Genomic DNA, 23,002 nt, shown 5'->3' with positions numbered 1-23,002 from the left:
AGGCACACCATACTCTGCGTTTGGTATGCCTTATCATGCCGCATCGCCAATACAATCACGGACACATAGTGAACGCGGATAGGCAACATGCTGGCCTTAAGCGAGCACCCGCGTTTTTTGTGTTTGCTCCCGTTGCTGTTCCTACTTTTTTATACGGGCGTCTAGCCGCCAAATATTTATTACCCCGCCCAGCGTTTGAAGATGACACTCGCATTCACGCCGCCGAAACCGAAGCCGTTGGAGATCGCGTATTCACACTCCAGTGCACGAGGCTCACCACGCACAAGGTCAATGCCAGCCGCCTGCTCGTCGGGATGCTCAAGGTTGAGCGTGGCCGGCGCGATCTGATGACGCAGGGCCTGTACGGTAAACACCGCCTCAAGCCCTCCGGCAGCCCCCAACAGGTGTCCCGTCGAGGATTTGGTCGAGCTGACGGCCACATGGCTGTCCCCCCCGAAAACGTGATGGATCGCGGCCAGCTCGCCTGCGTCGCCGACCTGAGTGGAGGTGGCATGTGCGTTCAGGTGACCGATCTGATCCGGCCGGATGCCGGCCTGACGAATCGCACGCTGCATCGCGTTGATCGCCCCCGATCCATCTGGGGCTCCGGCCGTCAGGTGATAGGCATCAGCACTGGTGCCATAGCCCACCAGCTCGGCAAGCGGCGTCGCACCACGCTCAAGGGCATGCTCCAGCGTTTCGATAACCAGCACACCTGCGCCTTCCCCCATCACGAAGCCATCGCGATCACGGTCAAACGGGCGCGAGGCCTTTTCGGGCGCGTCAGGGAAGGCCGTTGACAAAGCACGCGCGGCTGCAAAGCCTCCCAAACTCACTGTGTCGATACAGGCTTCAGCCCCCCCACAGACCGCGATGTCCGCCTCACCACAGTGAATCAGCCGGGCTGCGTCGCCAATGGCCTGCACACCTGCCGCACAGGCGGTGACGGGCGCACCGATTGGCCCCTTGAACTGATGGCGAATAGAAACGTGTCCCGCCGCCAGATTGACGAGGAAGCCCGGCACGGTGAACGGCGACAGACGGCGGGTGCCGCGCTCATCTACGGTACGTACGCTGTCCACGATAAGAGGAAAGCCACCGACACCGGAGGCGATAATCGTCGCTGAGCGTTGTTGCTCGTCATCCGTGCGAGGAGCCCAGTTGGCCTGCGCCAGCGCTTCATCCGCTGCCATCAGCGCGTACTGGATGAACGTGTCCATCTTGCGCAGTTCCTTGGGCGCTGCCACGCGCGCAGGATCGAATCCGCCTTCGGCATCGTCCTCAATACTCGGCACCTGTCCGGCTGCGTGCACCTGCAAATCCGCGCGCATCGCATCCGGCAGTGCGCGTACGCCGGAGCATCCTGCCAGCAGACGTTCCCAGGCACATGCTGTGCCACAGCCCAACGGAGATACCACTCCCATTCCGGTAACGACGATGCGACGCATATTCATTCCTCTTCAACAGATTCATCAGGTGCGGGATAGCACGCCTGCCAATAGGCCTGGATGCGCTCGATACGCGAGATCATCGGCGGCTGCGCATCAGGTCCCGGCACTACAAATGTGGTCTCGAAAGCCAAGGGCGTCAGAGTACGACGATCCACGACGATCGGCTCAATTGGTCGATGGTCTGCGCGATTGACCATTGTAATCTCATGTGACCCGTCTGGAGAGGCATAACGCTCGCCCCAGTCGAACAGCATCAGAAGGATCGGATAGAGCGCACGTCCCTTTTCCGTCAGTCGGTACTCATAGCGCACGGGGCGCTGCTGGTAAGGGTGCTTTTCGAGCAGGCCTTGATCGACCAGTTGTACAAGCCGCCGTGCCAGCATGCTGCTGGAAATCCCGAGACTTTTTTCAAGCTCATCGAACCGCGCAATGCCTTGGATCGCATCCCGGATGATGAGCAAACTCCACCATTCGCCCACGCAGCCAAGGGCGCGTGCGATGGGGCATGGCATTGTGGACAGATCATTAACTTTCATAATAGAAGTCACTCTACAGGGAAACGCTAGGAAAGGGAAATACCGATGATGAATCTCCGCCACGGCATGCCGTCTGCCATCTCGCCCCTTGAGCCTGATACGAGCGGAAAAGCGGATAGAAAGCAAAAAGGCGGAGCCACACTGGTGGCCCCGCCTTTCCTGACATTCACAAATGAACGATGAAGAATCTGGACTTAGAGGCCCAGTTCATCTTCTTTATGAATGACCTTGTGTACCAGACCGTACTCGACGGCTTCTTCGGCACTCAGCCAGAAGTCGCGCTCCGTATCTTTTTCGATGCGCTCCATCGGCTGACCTGTCGCATCAGAGAAGATGCGGTTCAGACGCGTGCGCATAATGCCGATTTCGCGCGCGTAGATTTCCAGATCGCTGCTCTGACCGCGGAAACCGCCAGACGGTTGGTGTAGCAGGAAGCGCGTGTTCGGCAGGGAATAGCGGTCTTCTTTCTCGGCAGCGGCATAGATCAGCGCCCCGGCACTGGCCACCCAGCCCGAACCGATGACGATGACGCGCGGTTTGATAAAGCGGATGGCGTCAAAGATCATGTCACCGGATTCGACGTGACCGCCCGGCGAGCTGATGAACAGCTTGATCGGCTTGTCGCTCAGGTGCGCCATGACGTGCAGCTGCTGCACGACTTCACGCGCCATCTTGTGCTCGATTTCACCGGTGATGAAGATCTTGCGCGCTTCCAGTGTGGCTTCCAGCAGCTTCGTGTTGACGATGCTGCCTTCATTGCGTTCCTTGTCGTCGGACATTACACCCCTACTCCTCGGTCAGTCTCTCTGTCGCATACCCGTATTGCAGGCATGCAATGGGTATCAGCCTATCACACCGCTCCCGCGACGCCATCAGCCGATGACGCCTGAGAAAACGGCATCATTCTTCGCGCAGGCAATCCAGCAGCTGCGCCATATCGTCAGGCAGCGGTGCGTGGCACATCACTTCCTCTCCCGTCACCGGGTGCTCGAAGCGCAGGCGACGCGCGTGCAGCGCCTGACGACCGAAATCTTTCAGCGCGTCGCGCAGTGTCTCGGAAGCACCTGGCGGGAAGCGCAGGCGCCCACCGTAAACGGGGTCACCCACCAGCGGCCAGCCTTCATGTGACATGTGCACGCGGATTTGGTGCGTTCGGCCGGTCTCAAGCTGGCAACGGATATGCGTGTGGCCGGAGAAGCGCTCAACCACGCGGAAGTGCGTGACCGCAGGCTTGCCATTGCTCACCACCGCCTGGCGCTTGCGATCTTTGGGGTGACGCCCCAGCGGAGCATCGACAGTACCGCCCGCGGTCATGACCCCTACCACGACAGCGTCGTACTCACGCGTGACACTTTTGTCCTTGAGCTGATTGATCAGCGAGTGGTGCGCTTCCAGCGTGCGCGCTACCACCATCAGGCCCGTCGTCTCCTTGTCGAGGCGATGGACGATACCCGCACGCGGTATGTTTTCCTGTGCAGGATAGTGATGCAGCAGCGCATTTAGCAGCGTGCCGTCGGGATTACCGGCAGCCGGATGTACAACCAGCCCAGCGGGCTTGTTGATGACCAGCACGCTGTCGTCTTCGTACACCACATCCAGCGGGATATCCTGAGCAACCCACTCACCTTCAGCCTGCAGGGTCGCCTTCAAGCGCAGCCACTGGCCGACCAGCACTTTTACCTTGGGCTTGACGGTCTTGCCGTCTAGGGTCAGAGCCCCTTCGCCAATCCACTGTTTGAGGCGCTCACGCGAGAACTCGGAGAACAGCACTGCTGCCGCCTGATCCATGCGCATGCCATGTTCTTCGCGCGTCAGCTGCGCCTCGCGTTCGATGATCTCGGCCGTGGGCTCGGTCATGTGCCATATCCTCGGGGCATTATCGTGCAGGACTATACGGTGTCGATGGACAGAACCCCGGGAGACAACGCGGTGTCATAACACCACGGGGTGCTTTATAGTAGATGTATCATCATACGCCATCGGGTGGCATGGACGCCTTCCGACCGGTCGGCATATAAGGCCTCCGGCAGAAACGTACCGTGCGCGATGCTTTTCGCACCCCGACCGCATGACACCGTACACATTCAGAGCGGCGATTCTACCAGAAGCGGGAATGCCGCGGCTTGCCTGACAAGAGGAAAATGATGCGTGCCACTTCACTGAGTGCCATTGTCCTGGCCACCGCACTGCTGGCAGGATGCGCCAGCGGCCCTTCCAAGGAAGTCCTTGCTCGGCAGCCAGAGCAACAGCTTTACCAGCAAGCCATCGAGGCGTTGAACAACGGCCGCTACTCCAGCGCGGTCACCCAGCTCGAAACGCTCGACAGCCGTTACCCGTTTGGCCAGCACGCACAGCAAACCCAGCTGGCGCTGATGTATGCCTACTATCAGATCGGTAGCTGGGAACTGGTGCGTTCGACGGCAACCCGCTACGTGCGCCTGCACCCGAACGATCCTCAGGTCGACTATGCCTATTATCTGCGTGGCTTGGCCGCGTGGGAAGCAGGCCGCTTCAGCCTAGAAAGCCTCGATCTGATCGACATTTCCAAGCGTGATCTTGGCTCTAGCCGCGATGCCTACGTCGACTTCAGCGAACTGGCTCGCCGCTTCCCTAGCAGTCCCTATGCCGCGGATGCCCGTCAGCGCATTATCTACCTGCGCAACGTACTGGCCCGCCATGAACTGCAAGCCGCTGACTTCTATCTGCGCCGCAAAGCCTATGTTGCCGCAGTCGAACGCGGTCGCTGGGTAATCGAGCACTATCCGCAGACCTCCGCCAACGCCGATGCGCTGGCCGTGATGGTCGAAGGCTATATGGGGCTGGGTGCTAAGGACCGAGCGCAGGAAACACTGGCCATTCTTGAGCACAACAAACCGGATCACCCGCAGGTGCGTGATGGTATCTTCCATCCACGCTATGTGAAGGGCACGCTGTCGCTCAACGAGTGAAGACGGCGAATGGTGCGTGCCCATGAGACTCGGTAACGGTGCCCTTTGGGCACCGTTTTCCCCGTTGGAGCCTTGCTTATGCCTTTTCGCTACGTCCTGATCGCTGGCCTTATCTGTGCGGCCATCATCTTCATCAAGCGTCGTCGCTATCAGATGCGCAGCGACCGTGCTGCTGGCACGCGCGCGCCGATCCGCATGGTGCGCTGTGCCTTCTGCGGTGTGCACATCGCTAATCGCGAGGCCGTACGCCTGCCCGCTAACCCAGATCAAAATAGGTCAGAGCGCTATTACTGCTCGCTGGATCATGCCAAGCAGGACCAACTCCACCGCGACTGAGCTTCCCTTCTCGCTTTTGACTCAAGACCTTCGGCCTTATGACGACGACTCTGAGGCAGCCTCGAGGGCTGCGCCTCTTTCGTCTCATGGAGCCAAGCGATGCCATCTCGACCGCTACCGTATATCTCACCGTGTGCGCCTTGGGCAGATGACCAAGGGTATACGCTGTTGTCCGTTCTGCTCGCCATGGCCCTTATCAGCGCCACGGCCTTTATCGGGGTAACAGCCTATTCCCACCACAAGGAAGCGGCTCAGCTCAACGCTGCCGAGCGTCAGCTGGCAGCGCTAATGCAGCAGGGCCGAACACATGCCCGCCTGCGCGGAACACCTCTCGTACTTTCGGACAGTCAGCACCCCGAAGGCTTTAGCGACTGGCAACAAGGCATCACACTGCGCACCGGCACACGCAGTACACCACTGCTCACTCGCCACTGGCCCACCGGCGTTGCCGTTACCGGCCCTGCCCACCGACTGTTTTTCATGCCTCGTGCCTTCGATAGTGCGCTGACCGCTACGTTCGTACTGTGTACTGCGTCCGGCAGGGGGCGTCGCCTCGTCTTTAACCGGTTCGGCTCTGCACGTCATGAAGACGCTAGCGAGCAGGATTGCCAGCGTCGCTGACCACGCCACAGCTTGGCATCGATCACTCGATCATGCTCAAACCGTTCGCGCCGAAGCACGAACTGTTGCAGCAGACGACAGTCATCAGCATGCGCATGACGCAGCGTGATCCACGCTCCCGTACATCGTTCGCCCTCTGCTGCCAGGCACGGCGGCGAGGGTTCGACCCACGCTACTGATTTAAGCCCCCCTACTGACAGAGCACTTGCCCCGCAGGCAGCCACTGGCTGTGGAAAACTCAACGTGCTCTGCTGCCAGTGCCACCATAGGCACTGCCACTCATTTTCCAGCGCAACCTGTTCTTGCACTACCCGCTGACGATCCTGCACCAACCGCAGGCCATCCAAAACATCTTCGCTGGCACAAAGCACCATCAGCACCAGCGCCGCCATTAACCCGACCACAGCGAGCAGCACAGAGCCACTTTCACCACCGACATCACTCGGTACCGCATATCTCGTCATGGCGATGTCTCCCCCAGCCCGTCGACTAAGGCAGGGCGGGCCACGTAGCGATCGAGTGCATAACAGGCTTGAGCCAGCGCCGCATGGCATCCCGTACGATAATGATTCCCCAGCCGAAAAGGTTGACTATCGCTTGCAGCCTCAACGTGCAGCCAACCACCCTGACCAGTAGCCTCGGGCTGCCATGCCATCTGCGTCAGCCCATTGGCGAGACGCTCACTGTTACGCAACTCTGCATGCTGCACGGTAAGGCGGCCATCCGCATGCCAACGGTAACTATCCGTAGTACCAGTCACAGAAGACAGCACCACCAAGGCAGACGCCTCATCACTCCCCACCGTCCAGTGCACCGCATCGGGAAGCGCACTGGCCGTAGCAAGCGCCTGCGTCAGCTCAGCGGCCACGCTTACGGCCCGCAGCTCGGCCTGCTCGACTGCCGCTATCGCTGCCGAGTGGTGCCACAGCATCAGAGCCACCTGCGCCGCGACCGACAGCAGTAGGGCCCCCAACCCTAGGGCCACAAGGGTACGCAGCAGCATTCCCCCCGCCTCAGTTCCACCCTGCGCGACATCCCGTTCAAGGTTCACCCATGGTGAGAAAACAGTAACGGCCCTCTTCATGCGCAGGGCTCCTTATCCAGACACAGTTGCTGCGCAAGTGGCCAATCCCCATAGCACTCCGGCAGGGGCTGTTGCCGATCGCGCTGCCAGCGTACAGATAACAGCCGCCAAGGAGGATGCTCACTCAGACAGGCCACACCCGATGGCAGCAACGCGTCTGTCAGGGCCACCCGACCCGCCAACGAAACGCCTGCCGCCAACTGATCCGCCGTCGACAGTGCCCAGCGCTGCGCCGCCTGCTGGTGAAGCCGAACGCCCTCCGCTTTGAGTGTTGCCAACGAAACGCTCATCAATGCCTGCGTCATAGCCGCCAGTACTCCACAGCTGACCAACGCCTCCCATAGCATAAAACCGCGGTCATTTACGTCATGCGCTAACAAAGGCATATAGTGCTTCCTCCTGTCTGTGCTCAAGAATGTCTACGACAAGACAAAGCCGTTCTAGAGACAGGAAGAGAGCGAGTTACCTACAACAGTCAAATATGAGAGATTTAACTCATTATGGGTGTAATTTTAGCACCATTAACCATAGAACAATAAATCTCCGACGACTCATATTAACTCATTGTCAACCATTATAATAAATGACGCACTGTTATAAACAATCACACATCTATTCACCACAATTGAGAAGAATAGGGATAATGAAAAATGATAACGGCCAAGATGTTTTCGAAGATGCTATAAACATGTTGCAAGGCGATGTGACTACTGCCGCAGCGCGCTTAACTATCGATCCAAATTTACGTCTTGAGTATTCGAGACGAATAAAAGAAATGTCTGACAGTCTAAAAGAAAAAGTCGCCAATGGCTCTACAACATGGAAACAAGCGGCTCAAGAAGCTCAGGAGACGCGCAATGTAATAATGGACTTGATCAGACAAAGGAGCACTCCTCTGGGCCAAGCAATGGCTCACCAACTGAAAGCTACCGGGAAAACGCTAGAAGAGCTTGTCATAAAAAAAGCGACATCCATGTATGGCAAGCATATCCCATTTGAAGCGCTTTCTGCCGAACAGCAAAATAGCGTCTATGCAAACATCGTTGAATCTGCTGGAAGATCGAACAGTGCTGTAAACCAAAGGATGGGGACTTTATCTCGTGTGGGGAAAGGTCTTCTATTCTTGTCTATCGCTATATCTATATGTGAAGTATACAACGCAGATGACAAATTGAATGAAGCCGGGCGACAAACATTCATTATGGGATCGGGGCTAGCCGGAGGATGGGCGGGAGGAGCTGCTGCAGGCCTAGTCTGTGGACCAGGTGCCCCTGTATGCGTCATCGTAGGTGGATTTATTGGAGGTGCACTTGCCGCGTGGGGCGCTGGTAATCTCTGGAGTTGATATGAAAGACAATACTATAGATGTTCAACTTATCATAAGAACTGACCGTACCCAGTATAAATCATCATGTTCGGAAATACGCATAAAAAACAGCGATACGGGTATCATGGTACCCGGCTGTCTATTAGAAGCGTGTGTTGATGCTGGCAATGATACTTACATATTATTTACAACAGATGACAGTCTTTTTGAAGAAGCCCTTTATATATCGCATGTCGATCTACATAAAAAATCGACTTTGGACAGCATGACGATGTTCGTCCCTTATTCCACCGGCATATTCAAAATGCTCGCGGTACAGAAAGACAGCATTTTATTCCAATTTATTGCAGAAATACCATGGGAATTATCCATTACTAGAAAGCCCACTTTTTTTACAGGCCGTCTTTATAAGGAAATAAAGAGACGAATAAAAATAAGAAGCACACTGAAAATCAGAAAAGCCCCCCACTCCTCTTAAATTATCTTCTTAAATGAAGAATGTTTGAGCGAAAGGGCCGGAACAACTGACTCGTTTCGCTCAAACAACGTGATATCAGTGGCTTGCAATAATCCCTGTCCGCAGTTCACGCGGCAGGTTGAAGGTCATGGTTTCCTTACGCCCTTCTAGCTCTTCAGGCAGTCCCGCTCCCAGCTCGCGCAGACGATTGATGACACCTTCCACCAGTATCTCTGGGGCACTCGCACCCGCGGTCAGGCCAATGGAAGTGCAGCCTTCAAACCATGCGGGGTCAATCTGGCTGGCATCGTCGATCAGGTGAGCAGGCGTATCCATCCGCTCGGCCAGTTCGCGCAGACGATTGGAGTTGGAGCTGTTGGGGCTGCCGACCACCAGCACGACATCGCTGTCCGCGGCCAGCTGGCGCACCGCATCTTGGCGATTCTGCGTGGCATAGCAGATGTCATCCTTGCCCGGCCCCTTGATGGCGGGGTACTTGTCACGCAGTGCGTCGATAACGGCAGCAGTGTCGTCCATCGATAGCGTTGTCTGAGTGACATACGCCAAATGCTCGGGATCCTTCACGTTCAACGCAGCCACATCCTCGGCATCTTCCACCAAGTAGATATTCCCACCGAAGCTGTGATCGTAGCGCCCGAGGGTGCCTTCCACCTCCGGATGCCCTTCGTGACCGATCAGGATGCATTCTTGGGCATGACGCGAGTAGCGCAGCACTTCCATATGCACCTTGGTGACCAGCGGGCAGGTCGCATCGAAGACCTTGAGCCCACGCGCTTCGGCTTCCTGCTGCACCGATTTCGGTACCCCGTGAGCGGAAAAGATCACCAGCGTGTTGTCCGGCACATCATCCAGCTCCTCGACGAAAATCGCACCGCGAGCGCGCAGCGTATCGACGACGAACCGGTTGTGGACAACTTCATGGCGGACATAGAGCGGCGCGCCAAAGATATCGAGGGCGCGATTGACGATGTCGATCGCACGGTCGACCCCCGCGCAGAACCCTCGCGGGTTGGCGAGAAGGATCCGCATGGATGGCGTTGAATCGCTCATGGTAAAAGGCCTCGTTGCAGTAATGAACCACCGTGGCACGGCGTATTCAGACATAAAAGCGCTGTCCTTATCTCTAGGATAGGACAGCGAGGTCTTTGAATAGGCGAGAAGTGACCCGGCACCGTCTGCGGTGCGGGTATCAGCCTATGGGTATCACGCTGCCGGATCGGAAACGGCGGGTTTCTTACGGCGCAAGCTATCCCAGATCAGCATCAGCATGCCCACCACGATGGCGGAATCAGCAATGTTGAAGGCGGGATAGTAGTACGTATTCTGCCAGTGGAATGACAGAAAGTCTGTGACACGACCGGCCAACACGCGGTCATATAGGTTACCAAGGGCACCGCCAACCACCAGCGCAGCTGAAATGGCCTGCCAGTAGCGGTTACGCGGCATGCGCATCATCCACACGATCATGCCAATCACGACGGCAATGGCAATGATGGCGAACAGCCAGCGCTGCCAACCGGAATGGTCCGCAAGGAAACTGAACGCTGCACCGTAGTTGTACAGCAGGCGCAGATCGAAGAAGCCCGGAATAACCGTGACCGCGTCGTTCTCACCCAGATAAAGTCTTACTAGTGCCTTCGATCCTAGATCCAGCACGATCATCAGCACCGATAGCCAGATCCAGCTGATCGCCGATTTCATCGGTTTTCCATCTGGCATCTGATGTCCGTTCGAGTGGCTACTCATGACATCGCTTCCCTGCAATAGAAGTGATAGGAAACACAATGGCAGATACCCCTCGGCATCTGCCATTGCAATGATCCGGACGCAGGCCATGCGCGCTTAAAGAAAGCGACCTCGACCTACGCCGTCTGCCAGTCCCCATGGACAGCGCTCACATCAGCGAGACCGAGACACTCCCGACCAAGGCCGGAAGTGTCCACGAGTACCCGATCAAGCGCTACCGGCGGCACGTCACACGAAGTGACGGACTTCGCCCGGGCCTTCCGGCAGGTTGGCAATGCAGCGTGCGCACAGCGTCGGGTGCTCAGGATCCTGACCGACTTCCGGACGGTGCTCCCAGCTGCGCTCGCATTTCGGATACGGGCTGACACGAACGCTGACCTTGAGACCGTCGATTTCGGTATCCGTTGCATCCACAGCGTCCGCGAGCGGCTTGAGCATCGCGTCAGATGTCAGCAGTACGAAACGCAGTTCGTCCTCCAGACGGCCCAGCGTTGTCAGCAGCGCGTCGTTAGCGAACAGCGTTACTTCAGTATCCAGCGAGCCCTTGACCAGTCCCTGGTTACGCGCGTCTTCCAAGCACTTGTTGACCGCATGTTTGACGGCCATCACGTCTTCCCAGAATTCACGACCGAACGCATCGTCGTTCGGCAGGCAGGTCAGGTCGTCGGCATACTCTTCCAGATGTACGCTTTCGAGACGTTCGCCCGGCAGCAGTCCGTAGATCTCTTCGGCGGTGAACGACAGGATCGGAGAGATCCAGCGCGTCAGCGCAGAGAGGATCTTGAACAGTGCCGTCTGGCAGCTGCGGCGCGCCAGCGAGTCTTCCTGCGTGGTGTACTGACGATCCTTGATAATGTCGAGGTAGAAGCCCCCCATATCACTGGAGCAGAACGTCAATAGCTGCTGATATACATCCAGGAAGCGATACTCTTCGTACGCTTTCTGGATGCGTTCCTGCAGCTGTGCGGCACGGTCGATGGCCCAACGGTCGAGCGCCAGCATGTCAGCAGGTGCCACGCTATGCTTGGCCGGTTCGAAACCGTTGATGTTCGCCAGCATGAAGCGCGCCGTGTTGCGGATACGACGATAGGCATCGGCCGTGCGCTTGAGGATCTCGTCGGAGATCGCCATTTCACCACTGTAGTCGGTCGACGCCACCCACAGACGCAAGATATCTGCGCCCAGCTTGTCCATGACTTCCTGCGGAGCAACCGTGTTGCCGATCGACTTGGACATCTTGCGGCCCTGAGCATCCACGGTGAAACCGTGCGTCAGCAGCGAACGGTACGGCGCGTGGCCGTCGATGCCTGCGCCTGTCAGCAACGAGGACTGGAACCAGCCACGGTGCTGGTCGGAGCCTTCGAGGTACAGGTCGGCACGCGGGCCTTCTTCATGTCCCATCGGGTGCGAGCAGCGCAGAACGTGGTAGTGCGTTGTTCCGGAATCGAACCATACGTCCAGCGTATCGGTCACTTTCTCGTACTTGTCGGCGTCGTCGCCCAGCAGCGTAGCCGGATCAAGGCTGAACCATGCTTCGATGCCCGACTTTTCGACCAAACGTGCAACGTCTTCCATCAGCTCGACGGTACGCGGATGCAGTTCGCCAGTCTGACGGTGGAGGAAGAACGGAATCGGTACGCCCCAATTGCGCTGGCGAGAGATACACCAGTCAGGACGCTGTTCGATCATGCCCTGCAAACGCGCCTTGCCCCACGCCGGAACGAACTGAGTGTCTTCGACACTCTGCTTGGCCGCTTCGCGCAGCGTGGCGCGGCCTTCTTCAGGCTGGTGGTCCATACCGATGAACCACTGCGCCGTTGCGCGGTAGATCAGCGGCGTTTTGTGGCGCCAGCAGTGCATGTAGCTGTGCACGATCGGATCGTGCGCCATCAGCGAATTGACGTCGCGCAGCTTCTCGATGATCAGCGGGTTGGCCTTCCAGATGAACATGCCACCGAAGAACGGCAGATCGTCCACGTAGTGACCGTTCGACTGTACCGGGTTCAGGATGTCATCGTTGGTGAAGCCATTACGGCGGCAGGTATAGAAATCGTCCTCACCGTAGGCCGGTGCAGAGTGAACGATACCAGTACCAGCACCGTCTTCGACGTATTCCGCCAAGAAGACTGGGGAAACGCGGTCGTAGAACGGGTGCTGGAAGCGAATGTGATCCAGCGTGCTACCCTGAGCACGCGCAATAACCTGGCCGGTCAGGCCATAGCGTTCCAGACACGCTTCATAAAGCGTTTCGGCCAGCAGCAGGATGCGATCACCAGTATCGACCAGCACGTAGACGAAGTCGGGGTGAACGTTGAGCGCTTGGTTGGCCGGAATAGTCCACGGCGTGGTGGTCCAGATAACGATGGAGGTCGTTTTCGGCAGCGACGTCAGGCCGAAAGCTGCCGCCAGTTTAGCGCTGTCGTCCGGTGCCACTTCAAACGCAACGTCGATGGCATCGGATTTCTTGTCCTGATATTCGACTTCGGCTTCCGCCAGAGCAGAACCGCAATCGAAGCACCAGTTGACCGGTTTCAGGCCTTTAAAGACATAACCTTCTTCGACCAGACGCGCCAGCGCACGGATTTCACCCGCTTCATTATCGAAATCCATGGTGCGGTACGGGTGATTCCAATCGCCCAAAACCCCTAAGCGAACGAACCCGGCTTTCTGGCCTTCGACCTGCTGTGCGGCATATTCACGGCACAGTTCACGCGTACGGGCAGCGGACATGTCTTTGCCGTACAGCGTTTCGACCTTGTGCTCGATTGGCAGGCCGTGGCAGTCCCAGCCCGGCACATAGGGTGCGTCGAAGCCTGCGACAGTCTTCGACTTGATGATGATGTCCTTGAGGATCTTATTGACAGCGTGACCAATGTGGATGTCACCGTTAGCATAGGGAGGGCCATCGTGCAGCAAGAACAGCGGCTTGTCTTTGCGCGCGCGGCGAATCATGCCGTACAGGTCCATCTCGGTCCAACGGGCCAATCGCTGCGGCTCTTGCTTCGGCAGACCACCCCGCATCGGGAAGTCGGTCTGAGGCAGGTTCAGCGTATGCTTGTAATCCTTGCGGTCGTTCTTGGAATCGCTCATGGACAACTCGTCGCCTGATTCAGGTCAATTGGAAATGTAGATACAGCATGCGCCCTGTCAGGACGCAGATTCTGTCACGGCCGGCGCAGTCGCCAGCAGTGTCCAGCCGTCGGCATCGTCACGGCAGAGCGCGCTCAGACGTGATGAACCTTCGGCTCCGGCGGCCATACGCTCGGCGTAATGGTGTCCGGCATCAATGTCACGCATCAGCTGTGCGCGCAAGGCGTCAATGCCATCGAAACGCATCTCTCTACGCAGCCGCTGACAGGGAATGACCGTCAGCCGCTGGCCGTAGAGATTCCCTGAAAAGTCCAGCAGATGTACTTCCAGCACGGGGCGCGTGCTGCCCACAGTCGGACGCCAGCCGATATTGGCAACGCCCCAGTACACCTGCCCATCTTCCGTTTTCACCGCCACAACATACACACCCTGCAGTGCAGGCGGCTTCATGGGCAGCGGAAGGTTGGCGGTCGGCACGCCTAGCGTTCGCCCCAACTGGCGGTCTTGGCGTACTCGCCCTTCATAGCAGAAAGCGCGTCCTAGCAAGCAGGCCACCTGCCGAAAATTGCCCGACGCCAACAACGTGCGTACACGACTACTGGAGACGCGCTCATCGTCGAGCAGGAAGGTCGCCGCATGCTCGGTGTGGAAGCCGTGCTGCATGCCCTGCTGCTGCAACAGTGTGAAATCACCCTTGCGATCACAGCCGAACCGGAAATCATCGCCCACCACGACATAGGACGCACCTAGCCCCTTCACGAGAATCTGCTCAATGAACTGCTGGGCAGACAGCTCACGCAGGCGCTGGTTGAAGGCCAGGCACAGCACGCGATCGACACCGCAGCGTGCCAGCAGACGCACCTTGTCACGCAGTAGCGTTAGTCGCGCAGGTGCCTGATCGGCTCCGAAGTATTCACGCGGCTGGGGTTCGAACAGCACCACGGTCAATGGCTGATGCTGCTGATCGGCCAGACGGCGCAAACGGTTCAGCAACATCTGGTGCCCCTTGTGCACACCATCGAAGTTGCCGATCGTTACCACGCTGCCCCGGTGCTCGGGACGCAGGTTGTGTACGCCTCTGATCAGTTCCATACGTTCTTTGTCCCGCCAAATATCGTTCAGGCTCGGTCAGCCCTGCATTCTGAAATCGCGCAGCCGCATGCCGGTTAGGAACAGCCAGACGACGTACCCGACCATGGCGACGGTGATTTCAAGCGTCATCACCGATGCACGCTCATAAATGCTCCATTCCAGCCACTGCTGGCGTTCGGGCGTGAACAGTACTAGCCCCGCGCCCATCAGCGCGCAGCCACTGCCCAGTCTCAGCATAAAACGCCACCAGCCCGGCTGGAAGACCAGCACCTTCTCGCGGTACAGCGCCCACCCCAGCATACCCGCGTTCAGACACGCCGACAGCATGGTGGAAGTAGCCAGGCCGACATGGGCCAGATGCTTGTACAGCAATAGGTTGAAGACCATATTGCTTGCCATCGCTATCATGCCGATCTTGACTGGCATTCGCGTGTTCTGGCGAGCGTAAAAGCCGGGGGCCAGCACCTTGATCAGCATGAAAGCCACGATCCCCACCGACATTACCCGCAGACACTGAGCGGTCATCTCAACGTCATGCACAGTAATGCGGCCGTACTTAAACAGTGTGATCAGCAGCGGCTGTGTAATCAGGAAGATGGCGACCGCGGCAGGCACGCTGACCAGCAGTACCATGCGGATGCCCCAGTCCAACATCCGTGCAAAATGATCTCGATCCTGAGACGCATGGCGTCGTGACAGCGCCGGCAGGATAACGGTACCGATCGCCACCCCGAATACCCCCAGCGGCAGCTCGGTCATGCGGTCGGAATAATAGAGCCAGGTCACGCTGCCAGCCGTCAACATCGACGCCAGCATGGTGTTGATCATCAGGTTGATCTGCGCCACGGAGACCCCGAACAGCGCTGGCCCCATCAGCTTCAGTATCCGCTTCACCCCCGGGTGACGGAAGTTGGGCTTGGGAAGCGGTAGCAACCGCAGTTTGGCGATAAAGGGTAACTGGAACCCAAGCTGTACGAACCCCGCCGCCAATACGCCCCATGACAGCACCTTGGCTGGCTCCGGAAACAGCGGTGCGACCTTGACGGCAATGATCATGGTCACGTTGAGGAATATGGGGGTCAACGCCGGAATCGAAAAGCGCCCCCAGCTGTTGAGAATACTCCCCGCATAAGCGGCCAGTGAGATCAGCAGCAAATAGGGGAACATAACTTCCAGCAGCTGCGTCGTCAGCAAGAACTGATCGGGGTGCTCACGAAAACCAGGCGCAAAGATATACACCAGCTGTGATGAAAACAGCATGCCCAGTGCCGTCACAATCGCCAGCACAATTGCCAAGCTACCGGCAACGGCATTGAGCAGATCCCGTGTTTCACGATGGTTGTCGCGGGTGGCGTATTCCGACAGTACCGGCACAAAGGCCTGATTGAATGCCCCTTCGGCAAACAAACGACGCATCAGGTTGGGGATGCGAAACGCGACGAAGAAGGCATCAGAGGTACCCCCTGCGCCCAATAGCGCTGCCACCATCACATCGCGCACCATACCTAACACGCGCGACAGCATGGTCATGATGCCCACGACCATTCCCGAACGCAGCAGCCCTACCGACTTTTCCTTTGCCATGAGTCGATGTTTCCCGATATCCAAGACCTTTCCCTGAGCGCTACCCGCATCGACGCCACCTTTTTATGATTCAGCCCGCAATAAACACGGACCGATCATAGGCAGCACTCTGCGAGAGATGCTCCGATCGCACCTCGACAGCGTAGTTGAGCCAACAGCGGATAGCGCTCGCACGCCGCGCTTTCGATACGCCACCTACCCCTACCGTTCTTTGACGGAAAAGGGACAGATACCACAGCGAAAACACGATGTTCCTGTGACAGGGAAGCGTAGAAATGATTCGCTACCACTACGCCTCGGACGGGGTGCAGAGGACTGCCTGTTGATAATCCATAAGGCAGACATACAAAAAAACCGGCCGGAGCCGGTTTCATGCAACACCTGTCCGGCTTAGGCCGCCAGGTTTTTAATTCGTGCGTTCAGACGACGTTTCAGACGTGCAGCCTTTTTCTTGGCGATGACGTCTTTGTCAGCCATGCGGTCGAGGACCGGCTGAGCAACGCGGAATTCAGCCATGGCAGCGGCGTGATCGCCAGCCTGGACAGCTTTCAGGACGCGTTTAACGTAGGTACGAACTACGGAACGCTGACTTGCATTGTGCTGACGACGGACTTCTGCCTGACGTGCACGTTTACGGGCTTGTTTACTGTTCGCCACTGTCTACTCCCGGAGATATGACAGATAAGAATCTATGGAATATTGCTGCGTCTGACGCTTGCCGCCAACACCACGAATGCAGTGCCTGCGCGGAGTTCAGACATTCAGGTCCTGTGATCGACATCGCCCTAGCGATGTCACGCCACGTGGGCCATGTCTGAGAGGATGCCGCATTCTATCAGTGAAGCGCTATAAACGCCAACCACTACGACCACCTTCCTTGACATTCGCTGCGCATGAAGGCTGGCCCCTATCGCAGATCAGCCTTCATGACAGCGTGTTACACGTGACGCACCGAACGTACCGGCCGCCTTATACGGCGATCGAAATCGCGGTATCAGATCAGCACCAAATCATCGCGATGAATCAGTTCACCGTGATGCGCGACCTCACCGTTGATGCACTCTTTGATGTGGTCAGTGCTGACGCCTAGAATACGTTCGGCTTCGTTGCGGTCGAAATTGATCAACCCTTTGGCAATCCGGCGCCCCTGCTGATCAACACAGGTCACCAAATCGCCCTTACGGAAACGCCCACGCAGCGCCTTAACCCCGACGGGTAGCAGGCTGGCACCGTTGTCACACAGGTGACGCACGGCACCATCGTCGAGCACAACCGTGCCCCGCGACTGCATCTGACCGACAATCCAACGCTTGCGCGCCTTCAATGGTTCATCGGCAGGTTTTAGCAGCGTTCCCAGACGTTCGCCTTCCAACAGCCGTGGAATAATGTCCTTCTCACGCCCACTGGCAATGATCGTCATGGCACCAGAGCGCGCTGCCAGTCGTGCAGCGTTGAGCTTGGTGGCCATGCCGCCGGTCCCTAGCTTGCCACCGCCGCCGGCGACGGCATCCAGACGCTCATCGTCCGCCAACGCTTCTTCGATCAGCTTCGCGTGCGGATTTTTGCGTGGATCGGCATCGTAGAGCCCGGTCTGGTCGGTCAGCAGGATGAGCGCATCAGCGTCCATCAGGTTGGCGACCAGCGCCCCCAGCGTATCGTTATCGCCGAGTTTGATCTCCTTGGTGGAGATGGCATCGTTCTCATTGATGATCGGAATCACCCCCATGTCGGTCAGGGTATGCAATGAGTTGCGTGCGTTGAGGTAGCGACGACGGCTCGACAGGTCATCGTGCGTCAGCAACACCTGAGCGCTGCGGATACCGTGACGAGAAAAGTGGCTCTCCCAGCATTGCACGAGGCCGCTCTGGCCAACCGATGCGGCCGCCTGCAGCTCGTGCAACTCGGTAGGTCGCTCATGCCAGCCCAGCCGCACCATACCTTCAGCAACGGCCCCCGAACTGACGACGATCGGTTCGATACCTCTCGCCAACAGCCCGACCAGCTGGTCGACCCAGCTGCCAATGGCTCGCCCGTCGAGCCCACGTCCATCATTGGTCAACAGAGAACTGCCGATCTTGACCACAACACGCTTCACATCACGAAGAGCCTGACGCTCTTTTCTAGGGGATGTCATATAGCTTCCGTTCTGGTTTAGCTCACGCCCTGAGCTACGTCATCAGGGCACGTATTCGACCTCGACGTCACTGTCATCATCATCGTCGTCGTCATCCCATGCTTCTGTATCCAGGCCTTTCTGACGACGGCGCCATGCCAGGCGCGCCTCGGTACGCTCTACCGCTTCCTGCTCCATACGCTCGCGAACACTACGCTCGTGCTCGGCGGCGTCTTCATTATCGGCGATCAGTTCGCGCTGCTCGGTCAGCCAGCGGTAGATCGCCTGAATCAGCTCATCACAGCCTTCGCGCGCGATGGCTGAAATCTGGAAGGTGGGACCGTTCCAGCCCAGACGGCCGACGATATCGTCGATCAACGCCTGGCGCTCGTCTTCGGCCACCAGATCCAGCTTGTTGAGTACCAGCCAACGCGGCTGTTCAGCCAGCGTCGGCGAGAACTGTTCCAGCTCCTGCACGATCAGCTGAGCGGACTCAACGGGATCACTGCCGTCCACGGGCATCACATCGACGACGTGCAGCAGTAGGCGTGTACGGGTCAGGTGCTTGAGGAAACGCAGCCCCAGCCCAGCACCGTCCGATGCCCCTTCGATCAACCCCGGCACGTCCGCCATAACGAAGTGCGCGTGACGATCCAGCTTGACCACGCCCAAGTTGGGTACGAGGGTCGTGAACGGGTAGTCCGCCACCTTGGGACGAGCCGCAGAGACCGAGCGAATCAGCGTAGACTTGCCCGCATTCGGCAGCCCCAACAGACCCACATCCGCCATCAGCTTGAGCTCCAGACGAAGCTCGCGGCGCTCACCCGGCGTTCCCGGTGTCGTACGGCGCGGTGCGCGGTTGGTCGAGGACTTGAAGTGAATGTTCCCCAGACCACGGCGTCCACCCTGCGCCACCTTGATCACCTGCCCGGCTTCTGTCACGTCACCGATGACTTCCAGCGTATCGACGTCAATAAGCGTAGTGCCCACAGGGACCTTGACGTACAGATCGTCCCCCTGCCGGCCACTCATCTGGCTGCCCTGACCGGGGCGGCCGTTTTCAGCCTTATAGAACCGCTGGTACTTGAAGTCAATCAAGGTATTGAGCGCTTCATCGCCCACCAGATAGACAGTGCCACCGTGACCGCCATCCCCACCATCGGGACCGCCTTTGGGGATGAACTTCTCACGGCGGAAGCTCAGGCAGCCACTACCACCGTTGCCTGCTTCTACCGTAATCGTGGCTTCATCGACGAATTGCATGCGCTATCTCCCGAATACTGTCTGTGCACCGGCATACCGATGACCTTTTCTATGTGACGGCCATTCGCACCGGCAAGCACACATGCAAAAAAGCCCCGCGTGTGCGGGGCTTTCCAGGCGGCACTGATACTGGCCATGCCAGTCAGCATGCCCACCCGTTTACGCGATCATCAGGCCGGTTCGACGCTGACGAATTTACGCTGTTTCGGACCTTTGGTTTCGAACTTGATTTTACCGTCGGTCAGAGCGAAGAGCGTGTAGTCCTTACCAACACCCACGTTAGTACCAGCGTGGAACTTGGTGCCGCGCTGACGAACGATGATGTTGCCTGCTGTAGCAGCCTGGCCGCCGAACAGTTTTACGCCGAGGCGTTTGGACTGGGAGTCGCGTCCGTTACGCGAACTACCTGCTGCCTTCTTGTGAGCCATTGTAGTGCTCCTTCAAGTGAGTTCGTAGAAAATGCGTGTCAGAAATCAGGCAGAAATGCCGGTGATTTTGACTTCGGTGAACCACTGACGGTGGCCCTGACGCTTCATGTGGTGCTTACGGCGACGGAACTTGATGATAGTGACCTTATCACCGCGGCCGTGAGATACGACTTCAGCAGTAACCTTGGCACCGTCAACAACCGGGGCGCCTACTTTGACGTCGTCGCCAGCAACCAGCAGGACTTCGTCGAAAGTAACGGTTTCACCAGTAGCCACTTCCAGCTTTTCGAGCTTGATGGTCTGGCCTTCCTGAACGCGGTACTGCTTACCGCCGCTCTTGATAACTGCGTACATGGTCTTCTCCAAAGGACTCATCTGTTTTGCTACTTGGGTCGACCTGCTTCAAGTGGTTCCACTCTGGAAACCATCTAACAGGGAGCACGACGAGCTTAAGGCGAAGAATTATACCCTCACGCTAACGTCATCACAATCCCCTTTCACGACCTTCATCCTGTGAATGACGCGGCGTCCAGGCAGATCAATACCTTCGGTGCACCCGAAGAACCTCAGACGTGCATGCGCGGTTGCCTTCTACGTCCATAACCACCCTTTTCTAAGGGGGAAATGCCCCGAAATGATGCCTTCTAGCCCTTTAACGGCGCACTTTTGCTGATGTAACCAGATGGTAAAAAAGCGCATAGAAAATGGATTTATCCCTACAGGATTTCGCTGCGCGCCCTCTCCATAAGGACAGCCGACTTATTCCATTTCTTAAAATTCCTTAAGGGAACAAAGAGTTATCTAACAGTAACCACGCAAGAAAAATGCGCTTATATTTGCGCATTTACGCCTTTTTTTGCTCTCTCTTTAACACTGTACTTTTGGCGTTTGACGCTTATATAACGTTCTTGTTATTAATCTTGCAGCTGCTGATTTAAAGGCAAATAACCGTATTAAATGAGGGAGGCTAACATGCCCTTTCGTTCATTTACTAAAGTCGTATCAGCTCACCCCGATTCACCTGCTATTATTCATCACAACAACCGATCCGTATCGTATCAAAAACTACTTTTGCTAATAGAGGCTATTTCGTGTGGCCTAGTAAAAAAAGGGCTACGTATTGGCGACAGAGTTATTCTTCACAGCAAAAATAGAATCGAACTTATCGCGAGCTATTATGCATGCCTAGCTACGGGCGCGACATTCGTACCAACCAATCCTCATCTTCCCAATAAAGACATCAGCAAAATCATTTCGGATAGCGGGGCACGATTCTACTTAGGAGATACCACAAGCTACACAGCCAACCGAGAAGCGATCGACGAAGCCTGCACGCTGGAGGGTCGCTGGGTCATTGGCATGAAAACGCCGACCGGCAAAGCACAGTCTTGGCACTCCCTACTACAGGCGGGAGGCTCTTTTTCACCGCCACCGCTATCACTCGATCTGATTGCCAGCATTTTCTATACGTCAGGCACTACGGGGCAACCTAAGGGATTTGCCTTTTCCCGCCGAGCCATAAGCGCCATCATTGATATCGTATGTTCAACCATGGCGCTATCAGTCAAAGCGACCAACACTGCCCCCTTCTACTCCATGGTCGATGTCATCAGCCCTTGGTCCATTCAGACGTCATTGGCTTCGCTAAGCCTGCATCGCCCTGTCATCTTGACCGATAACCACGCCCCCCACACCGTTCTCAAGGTACTGAACACCTACCAGTTATCGTGGTTTACCGGCACGCCAGCCAATTTCCATGATCTTACCGTTGCAGCCCAAGAGCTTGACCATGTACCTGTCCTTAGCGCCACAGCCTGCGTATCGGGTGGCGATACATGCCCGCTCGAAATCGCCCAGCGCTTCCATACCACGTTCGGCGGCCACCTGCAGAACTCGTACGGCCAAACTGAACAGGGTTGCATCACCATCCACCACCCCGATCTGACCAAAGCCTCCGCGCCCACCCTGGGCTGGCCGCTGCCCACAACAGCCATCAAGATCGTTACTGATAATGGGGAAGATGGCGAGGTAGGAGAGCTGTTCGTTCAATCTCCTGCCAAAACGGCAGGGCGATGGACAGACAAAGGCATTGAACCCGTTTATGAGGACGGCTGGATCCCTACTGGTGATCTGGTGCGTCGACATGCTGATGGTTGCCTAGAAGCGCTTGGCCGCCAGAAAGATCTCATCAAGATCGCGGGCTATCCCGTCTATCCGCTGGAAATTGAGGAAGAGTTATTAAGGCATCCGGATATTGCCAAGGCAGTGGTATTCGCTATTCCTGACGTTGCAAAGGGGGAATCCATCATTGCCATGATCGAAATGCACCGCGGAAAAACGCTTTCATCAACAGCAATAAAAAATTATCTAGCGGACAAGATCGCTCATTATAAAATTCCAGAAAACATCAGCTTCGTCGACACTATTCCTATCGTTAATAACAAAATAAGTCGACGTCATATCGCTAGGGAATATCTCATATCATGTGACAAGGAGGTCCGGCCGCTAGAATAACCTCTTCCTTTAGCCAAGTACTCACATATAACGTCCTTCCATATCGGTATATCAAAATTATACCGAGAAAGTTTTTTACACCCTAAATAACGAATATTGCCTTTCATACAAATAGGAGAGATTCCCTTGAACAGTATCCAGAACACTATCGCCAATATCCTGATCGATGACCTTTTCATCAGCGTGCCGCGCGATGACATCAATCTCAACGACAACATGCGTGACGTACTGGGCCTCGATTCGCTGGGCTTCAGCGAGCTGCGTGCGCAGTGCGAATACGCCTTCGGCATCAAGATCACCGATGACCAGTTCACCCCGAAACACTTCGATTCCATCGCCACGCTGTCAGCGCTGATTGAGCAGCTGACAGCCAACAGCGCACAGTAGGAGG

General features: G+C 56.9%; 24 protein-coding genes. 7 read left to right on the top strand and 17 right to left on the bottom strand.

Annotated elements, in window-relative coordinates:
• Window positions 1-179: 179 nt before the first annotated feature.
• From fabF to rluD, 4 genes are all read right to left on the bottom strand, one after another.
• Window positions 180-1,454, bottom strand: coding sequence for a beta-ketoacyl-ACP synthase II (gene fabF, locus ZBT109_RS01865; RefSeq protein ID WP_027704581.1), 1,275 nt, complete (start codon window positions 1,452-1,454; stop codon window positions 180-182).
• On the bottom strand, window positions 1,451-1,963 hold the full coding sequence (locus ZBT109_RS01860) for a winged helix-turn-helix transcriptional regulator (RefSeq protein WP_051523670.1): 513 nt from the start codon (window positions 1,961-1,963) through the stop codon (window positions 1,451-1,453). Before ZBT109_RS01860 ends, fabF begins: the two co-directional genes overlap by 4 nt.
• Window positions 1,964-2,181: 218 nt before the next feature.
• Window positions 2,182-2,766 (bottom strand): ATP-dependent Clp protease proteolytic subunit, encoded by a 585-nt coding sequence (locus ZBT109_RS01855; protein WP_027704579.1) that lies wholly within the window; start codon window positions 2,764-2,766, stop codon window positions 2,182-2,184.
• Between the two features lie 121 nt (window positions 2,767-2,887).
• The gene (gene rluD / locus ZBT109_RS01850) at window positions 2,888-3,844 is read right to left on the bottom strand and encodes a 23S rRNA pseudouridine(1911/1915/1917) synthase RluD (protein ID WP_027704578.1); all 957 of its coding nucleotides are present in this window, start codon (window positions 3,842-3,844) and stop codon (window positions 2,888-2,890) included.
• A gap of 287 nt (window positions 3,845-4,131) precedes the next feature.
• Between rluD and ZBT109_RS01845 the strand changes: the two genes are divergently transcribed.
• From ZBT109_RS01845 to ZBT109_RS01835, 3 genes are all read left to right on the top strand, one after another.
• On the top strand, window positions 4,132-4,935 hold the full coding sequence (locus ZBT109_RS01845) for an outer membrane protein assembly factor BamD (protein WP_027704577.1): 804 nt from the start codon (window positions 4,132-4,134) through the stop codon (window positions 4,933-4,935).
• Window positions 4,936-5,013: 78 nt separating this feature from the next.
• The gene (locus ZBT109_RS01840) at window positions 5,014-5,271 is read left to right on the top strand and encodes a hypothetical protein (RefSeq protein WP_038277689.1); all 258 of its coding nucleotides are present in this window, start codon (window positions 5,014-5,016) and stop codon (window positions 5,269-5,271) included.
• Between the two features lie 99 nt (window positions 5,272-5,370).
• On the top strand, window positions 5,371-5,892 hold the full coding sequence (locus ZBT109_RS01835; protein ID WP_027704576.1) for a GspH/FimT family pseudopilin: 522 nt from the start codon (window positions 5,371-5,373) through the stop codon (window positions 5,890-5,892).
• Here the strand turns inward: ZBT109_RS01835 and ZBT109_RS01830 are convergent.
• Genes ZBT109_RS01830 through ZBT109_RS01820 form a run of 3 tightly spaced genes read right to left on the bottom strand, consistent with a single transcriptional unit; the run spans window position 5,853 to window position 7,362 of the window.
• Window positions 5,853-6,356, bottom strand: coding sequence for a hypothetical protein (locus tag ZBT109_RS01830; RefSeq protein WP_027704575.1), 504 nt, complete (start codon window positions 6,354-6,356; stop codon window positions 5,853-5,855). The genes ZBT109_RS01835 and ZBT109_RS01830 overlap by 40 nt on opposite strands.
• Window positions 6,353-6,976, bottom strand: coding sequence for a hypothetical protein (locus ZBT109_RS01825; RefSeq protein WP_145984464.1), 624 nt, complete (start codon window positions 6,974-6,976; stop codon window positions 6,353-6,355). The genes ZBT109_RS01830 and ZBT109_RS01825 overlap by 4 nt, the downstream gene beginning before the upstream one ends.
• Entirely contained in the window at window positions 6,973-7,362 is a 390-nt protein-coding gene (locus tag ZBT109_RS01820) for a hypothetical protein (protein ID WP_027704573.1), read from the bottom strand. The genes ZBT109_RS01825 and ZBT109_RS01820 overlap by 4 nt, the downstream gene beginning before the upstream one ends.
• Window positions 7,363-7,619: 257 nt before the next feature.
• On the opposite strand from ZBT109_RS01820, the gene ZBT109_RS01815 reads away from it, so the two are divergent.
• Together ZBT109_RS01815 and ZBT109_RS01810 are read left to right on the top strand one after the other, a co-directional pair.
• Entirely contained in the window at window positions 7,620-8,321 is a 702-nt protein-coding gene (locus tag ZBT109_RS01815) for a hypothetical protein (protein ID WP_027704572.1), read from the top strand.
• 1 nt (window position 8,322) lies between these two features.
• The gene (locus ZBT109_RS01810) at window positions 8,323-8,781 is read left to right on the top strand and encodes a hypothetical protein (RefSeq protein WP_051523669.1); all 459 of its coding nucleotides are present in this window, start codon (window positions 8,323-8,325) and stop codon (window positions 8,779-8,781) included.
• Between the two features lie 75 nt (window positions 8,782-8,856).
• Here ZBT109_RS01810 and ispH read toward each other — a convergent pair whose 3' ends face one another.
• The 10 genes from ispH to rplU form a co-directional block, all read right to left on the bottom strand.
• Window positions 8,857-9,810: a 4-hydroxy-3-methylbut-2-enyl diphosphate reductase gene (gene ispH, locus ZBT109_RS01805; RefSeq protein WP_027704571.1), complete on the bottom strand. Its 954-nt coding sequence runs from the start codon at window positions 9,808-9,810 to the stop codon at window positions 8,857-8,859.
• Window positions 9,811-9,984: 174 nt separating this feature from the next.
• A complete protein-coding gene (gene lspA / locus ZBT109_RS01800) occupies window positions 9,985-10,527 on the bottom strand; it encodes a signal peptidase II (protein WP_232012855.1) in 543 nt (180 codons plus the stop codon).
• Between the two features lie 228 nt (window positions 10,528-10,755).
• The gene (gene ileS, locus ZBT109_RS01795) at window positions 10,756-13,617 is read right to left on the bottom strand and encodes an isoleucine--tRNA ligase (RefSeq protein ID WP_027704569.1); all 2,862 of its coding nucleotides are present in this window, start codon (window positions 13,615-13,617) and stop codon (window positions 10,756-10,758) included.
• A 57-nt stretch (window positions 13,618-13,674) separates the two neighbouring features.
• Complete coding sequence (ribF, locus tag ZBT109_RS01790) at window positions 13,675-14,709, bottom strand: bifunctional riboflavin kinase/FAD synthetase (protein WP_051523668.1); 1,035 nt, start codon at window positions 14,707-14,709, stop codon at window positions 13,675-13,677.
• A 36-nt stretch (window positions 14,710-14,745) separates the two neighbouring features.
• Complete coding sequence (murJ, locus tag ZBT109_RS01785; RefSeq protein ID WP_027704568.1) at window positions 14,746-16,293, bottom strand: murein biosynthesis integral membrane protein MurJ; 1,548 nt, start codon at window positions 16,291-16,293, stop codon at window positions 14,746-14,748.
• 390 nt (window positions 16,294-16,683) lie between these two features.
• On the bottom strand, window positions 16,684-16,950 hold the full coding sequence (rpsT, locus tag ZBT109_RS01780; protein WP_027704567.1) for a 30S ribosomal protein S20: 267 nt from the start codon (window positions 16,948-16,950) through the stop codon (window positions 16,684-16,686).
• Window positions 16,951-17,287: 337 nt separating this feature from the next.
• Window positions 17,288-18,427: a glutamate 5-kinase gene (proB, locus tag ZBT109_RS01775; RefSeq protein ID WP_027704566.1), complete on the bottom strand. Its 1,140-nt coding sequence runs from the start codon at window positions 18,425-18,427 to the stop codon at window positions 17,288-17,290.
• A 42-nt stretch (window positions 18,428-18,469) separates the two neighbouring features.
• Window positions 18,470-19,669 carry an Obg family GTPase CgtA gene (cgtA, locus tag ZBT109_RS01770; protein WP_027704565.1) on the bottom strand — a complete coding sequence of 400 codons (1,200 nt, stop codon included), beginning with the start codon at window positions 19,667-19,669 and terminating at the stop codon, window positions 18,470-18,472.
• A 170-nt stretch (window positions 19,670-19,839) separates the two neighbouring features.
• A complete protein-coding gene (gene rpmA, locus ZBT109_RS01765; RefSeq protein WP_027704564.1) occupies window positions 19,840-20,097 on the bottom strand; it encodes a 50S ribosomal protein L27 in 258 nt (85 codons plus the stop codon).
• Window positions 20,098-20,142: 45 nt separating this feature from the next.
• Complete coding sequence (gene rplU / locus ZBT109_RS01760) at window positions 20,143-20,451, bottom strand: 50S ribosomal protein L21 (protein WP_027704563.1); 309 nt, start codon at window positions 20,449-20,451, stop codon at window positions 20,143-20,145.
• A gap of 618 nt (window positions 20,452-21,069) precedes the next feature.
• Here rplU and ZBT109_RS01755 point away from each other — a divergent pair.
• Together ZBT109_RS01755 and ZBT109_RS01750 are read left to right on the top strand one after the other, a co-directional pair.
• A complete protein-coding gene (locus ZBT109_RS01755; protein ID WP_051523667.1) occupies window positions 21,070-22,611 on the top strand; it encodes a class I adenylate-forming enzyme family protein in 1,542 nt (513 codons plus the stop codon).
• 126 nt (window positions 22,612-22,737) lie between these two features.
• Window positions 22,738-22,998 (top strand): acyl carrier protein, encoded by a 261-nt coding sequence (locus ZBT109_RS01750; RefSeq protein ID WP_027704562.1) that lies wholly within the window; start codon window positions 22,738-22,740, stop codon window positions 22,996-22,998.
• Window positions 22,999-23,002 lie beyond the last annotated feature (4 nt).

It is taken from the genome of Zymobacter palmae, assembly GCF_003610015.1.
Classification (GTDB): domain Bacteria; phylum Pseudomonadota; class Gammaproteobacteria; order Pseudomonadales; family Halomonadaceae; genus Zymobacter; species Zymobacter palmae.
The sequence above is the reverse complement of the archived record's forward strand: the minus strand, read 5'-3'. Positions and strand labels throughout refer to the sequence as shown.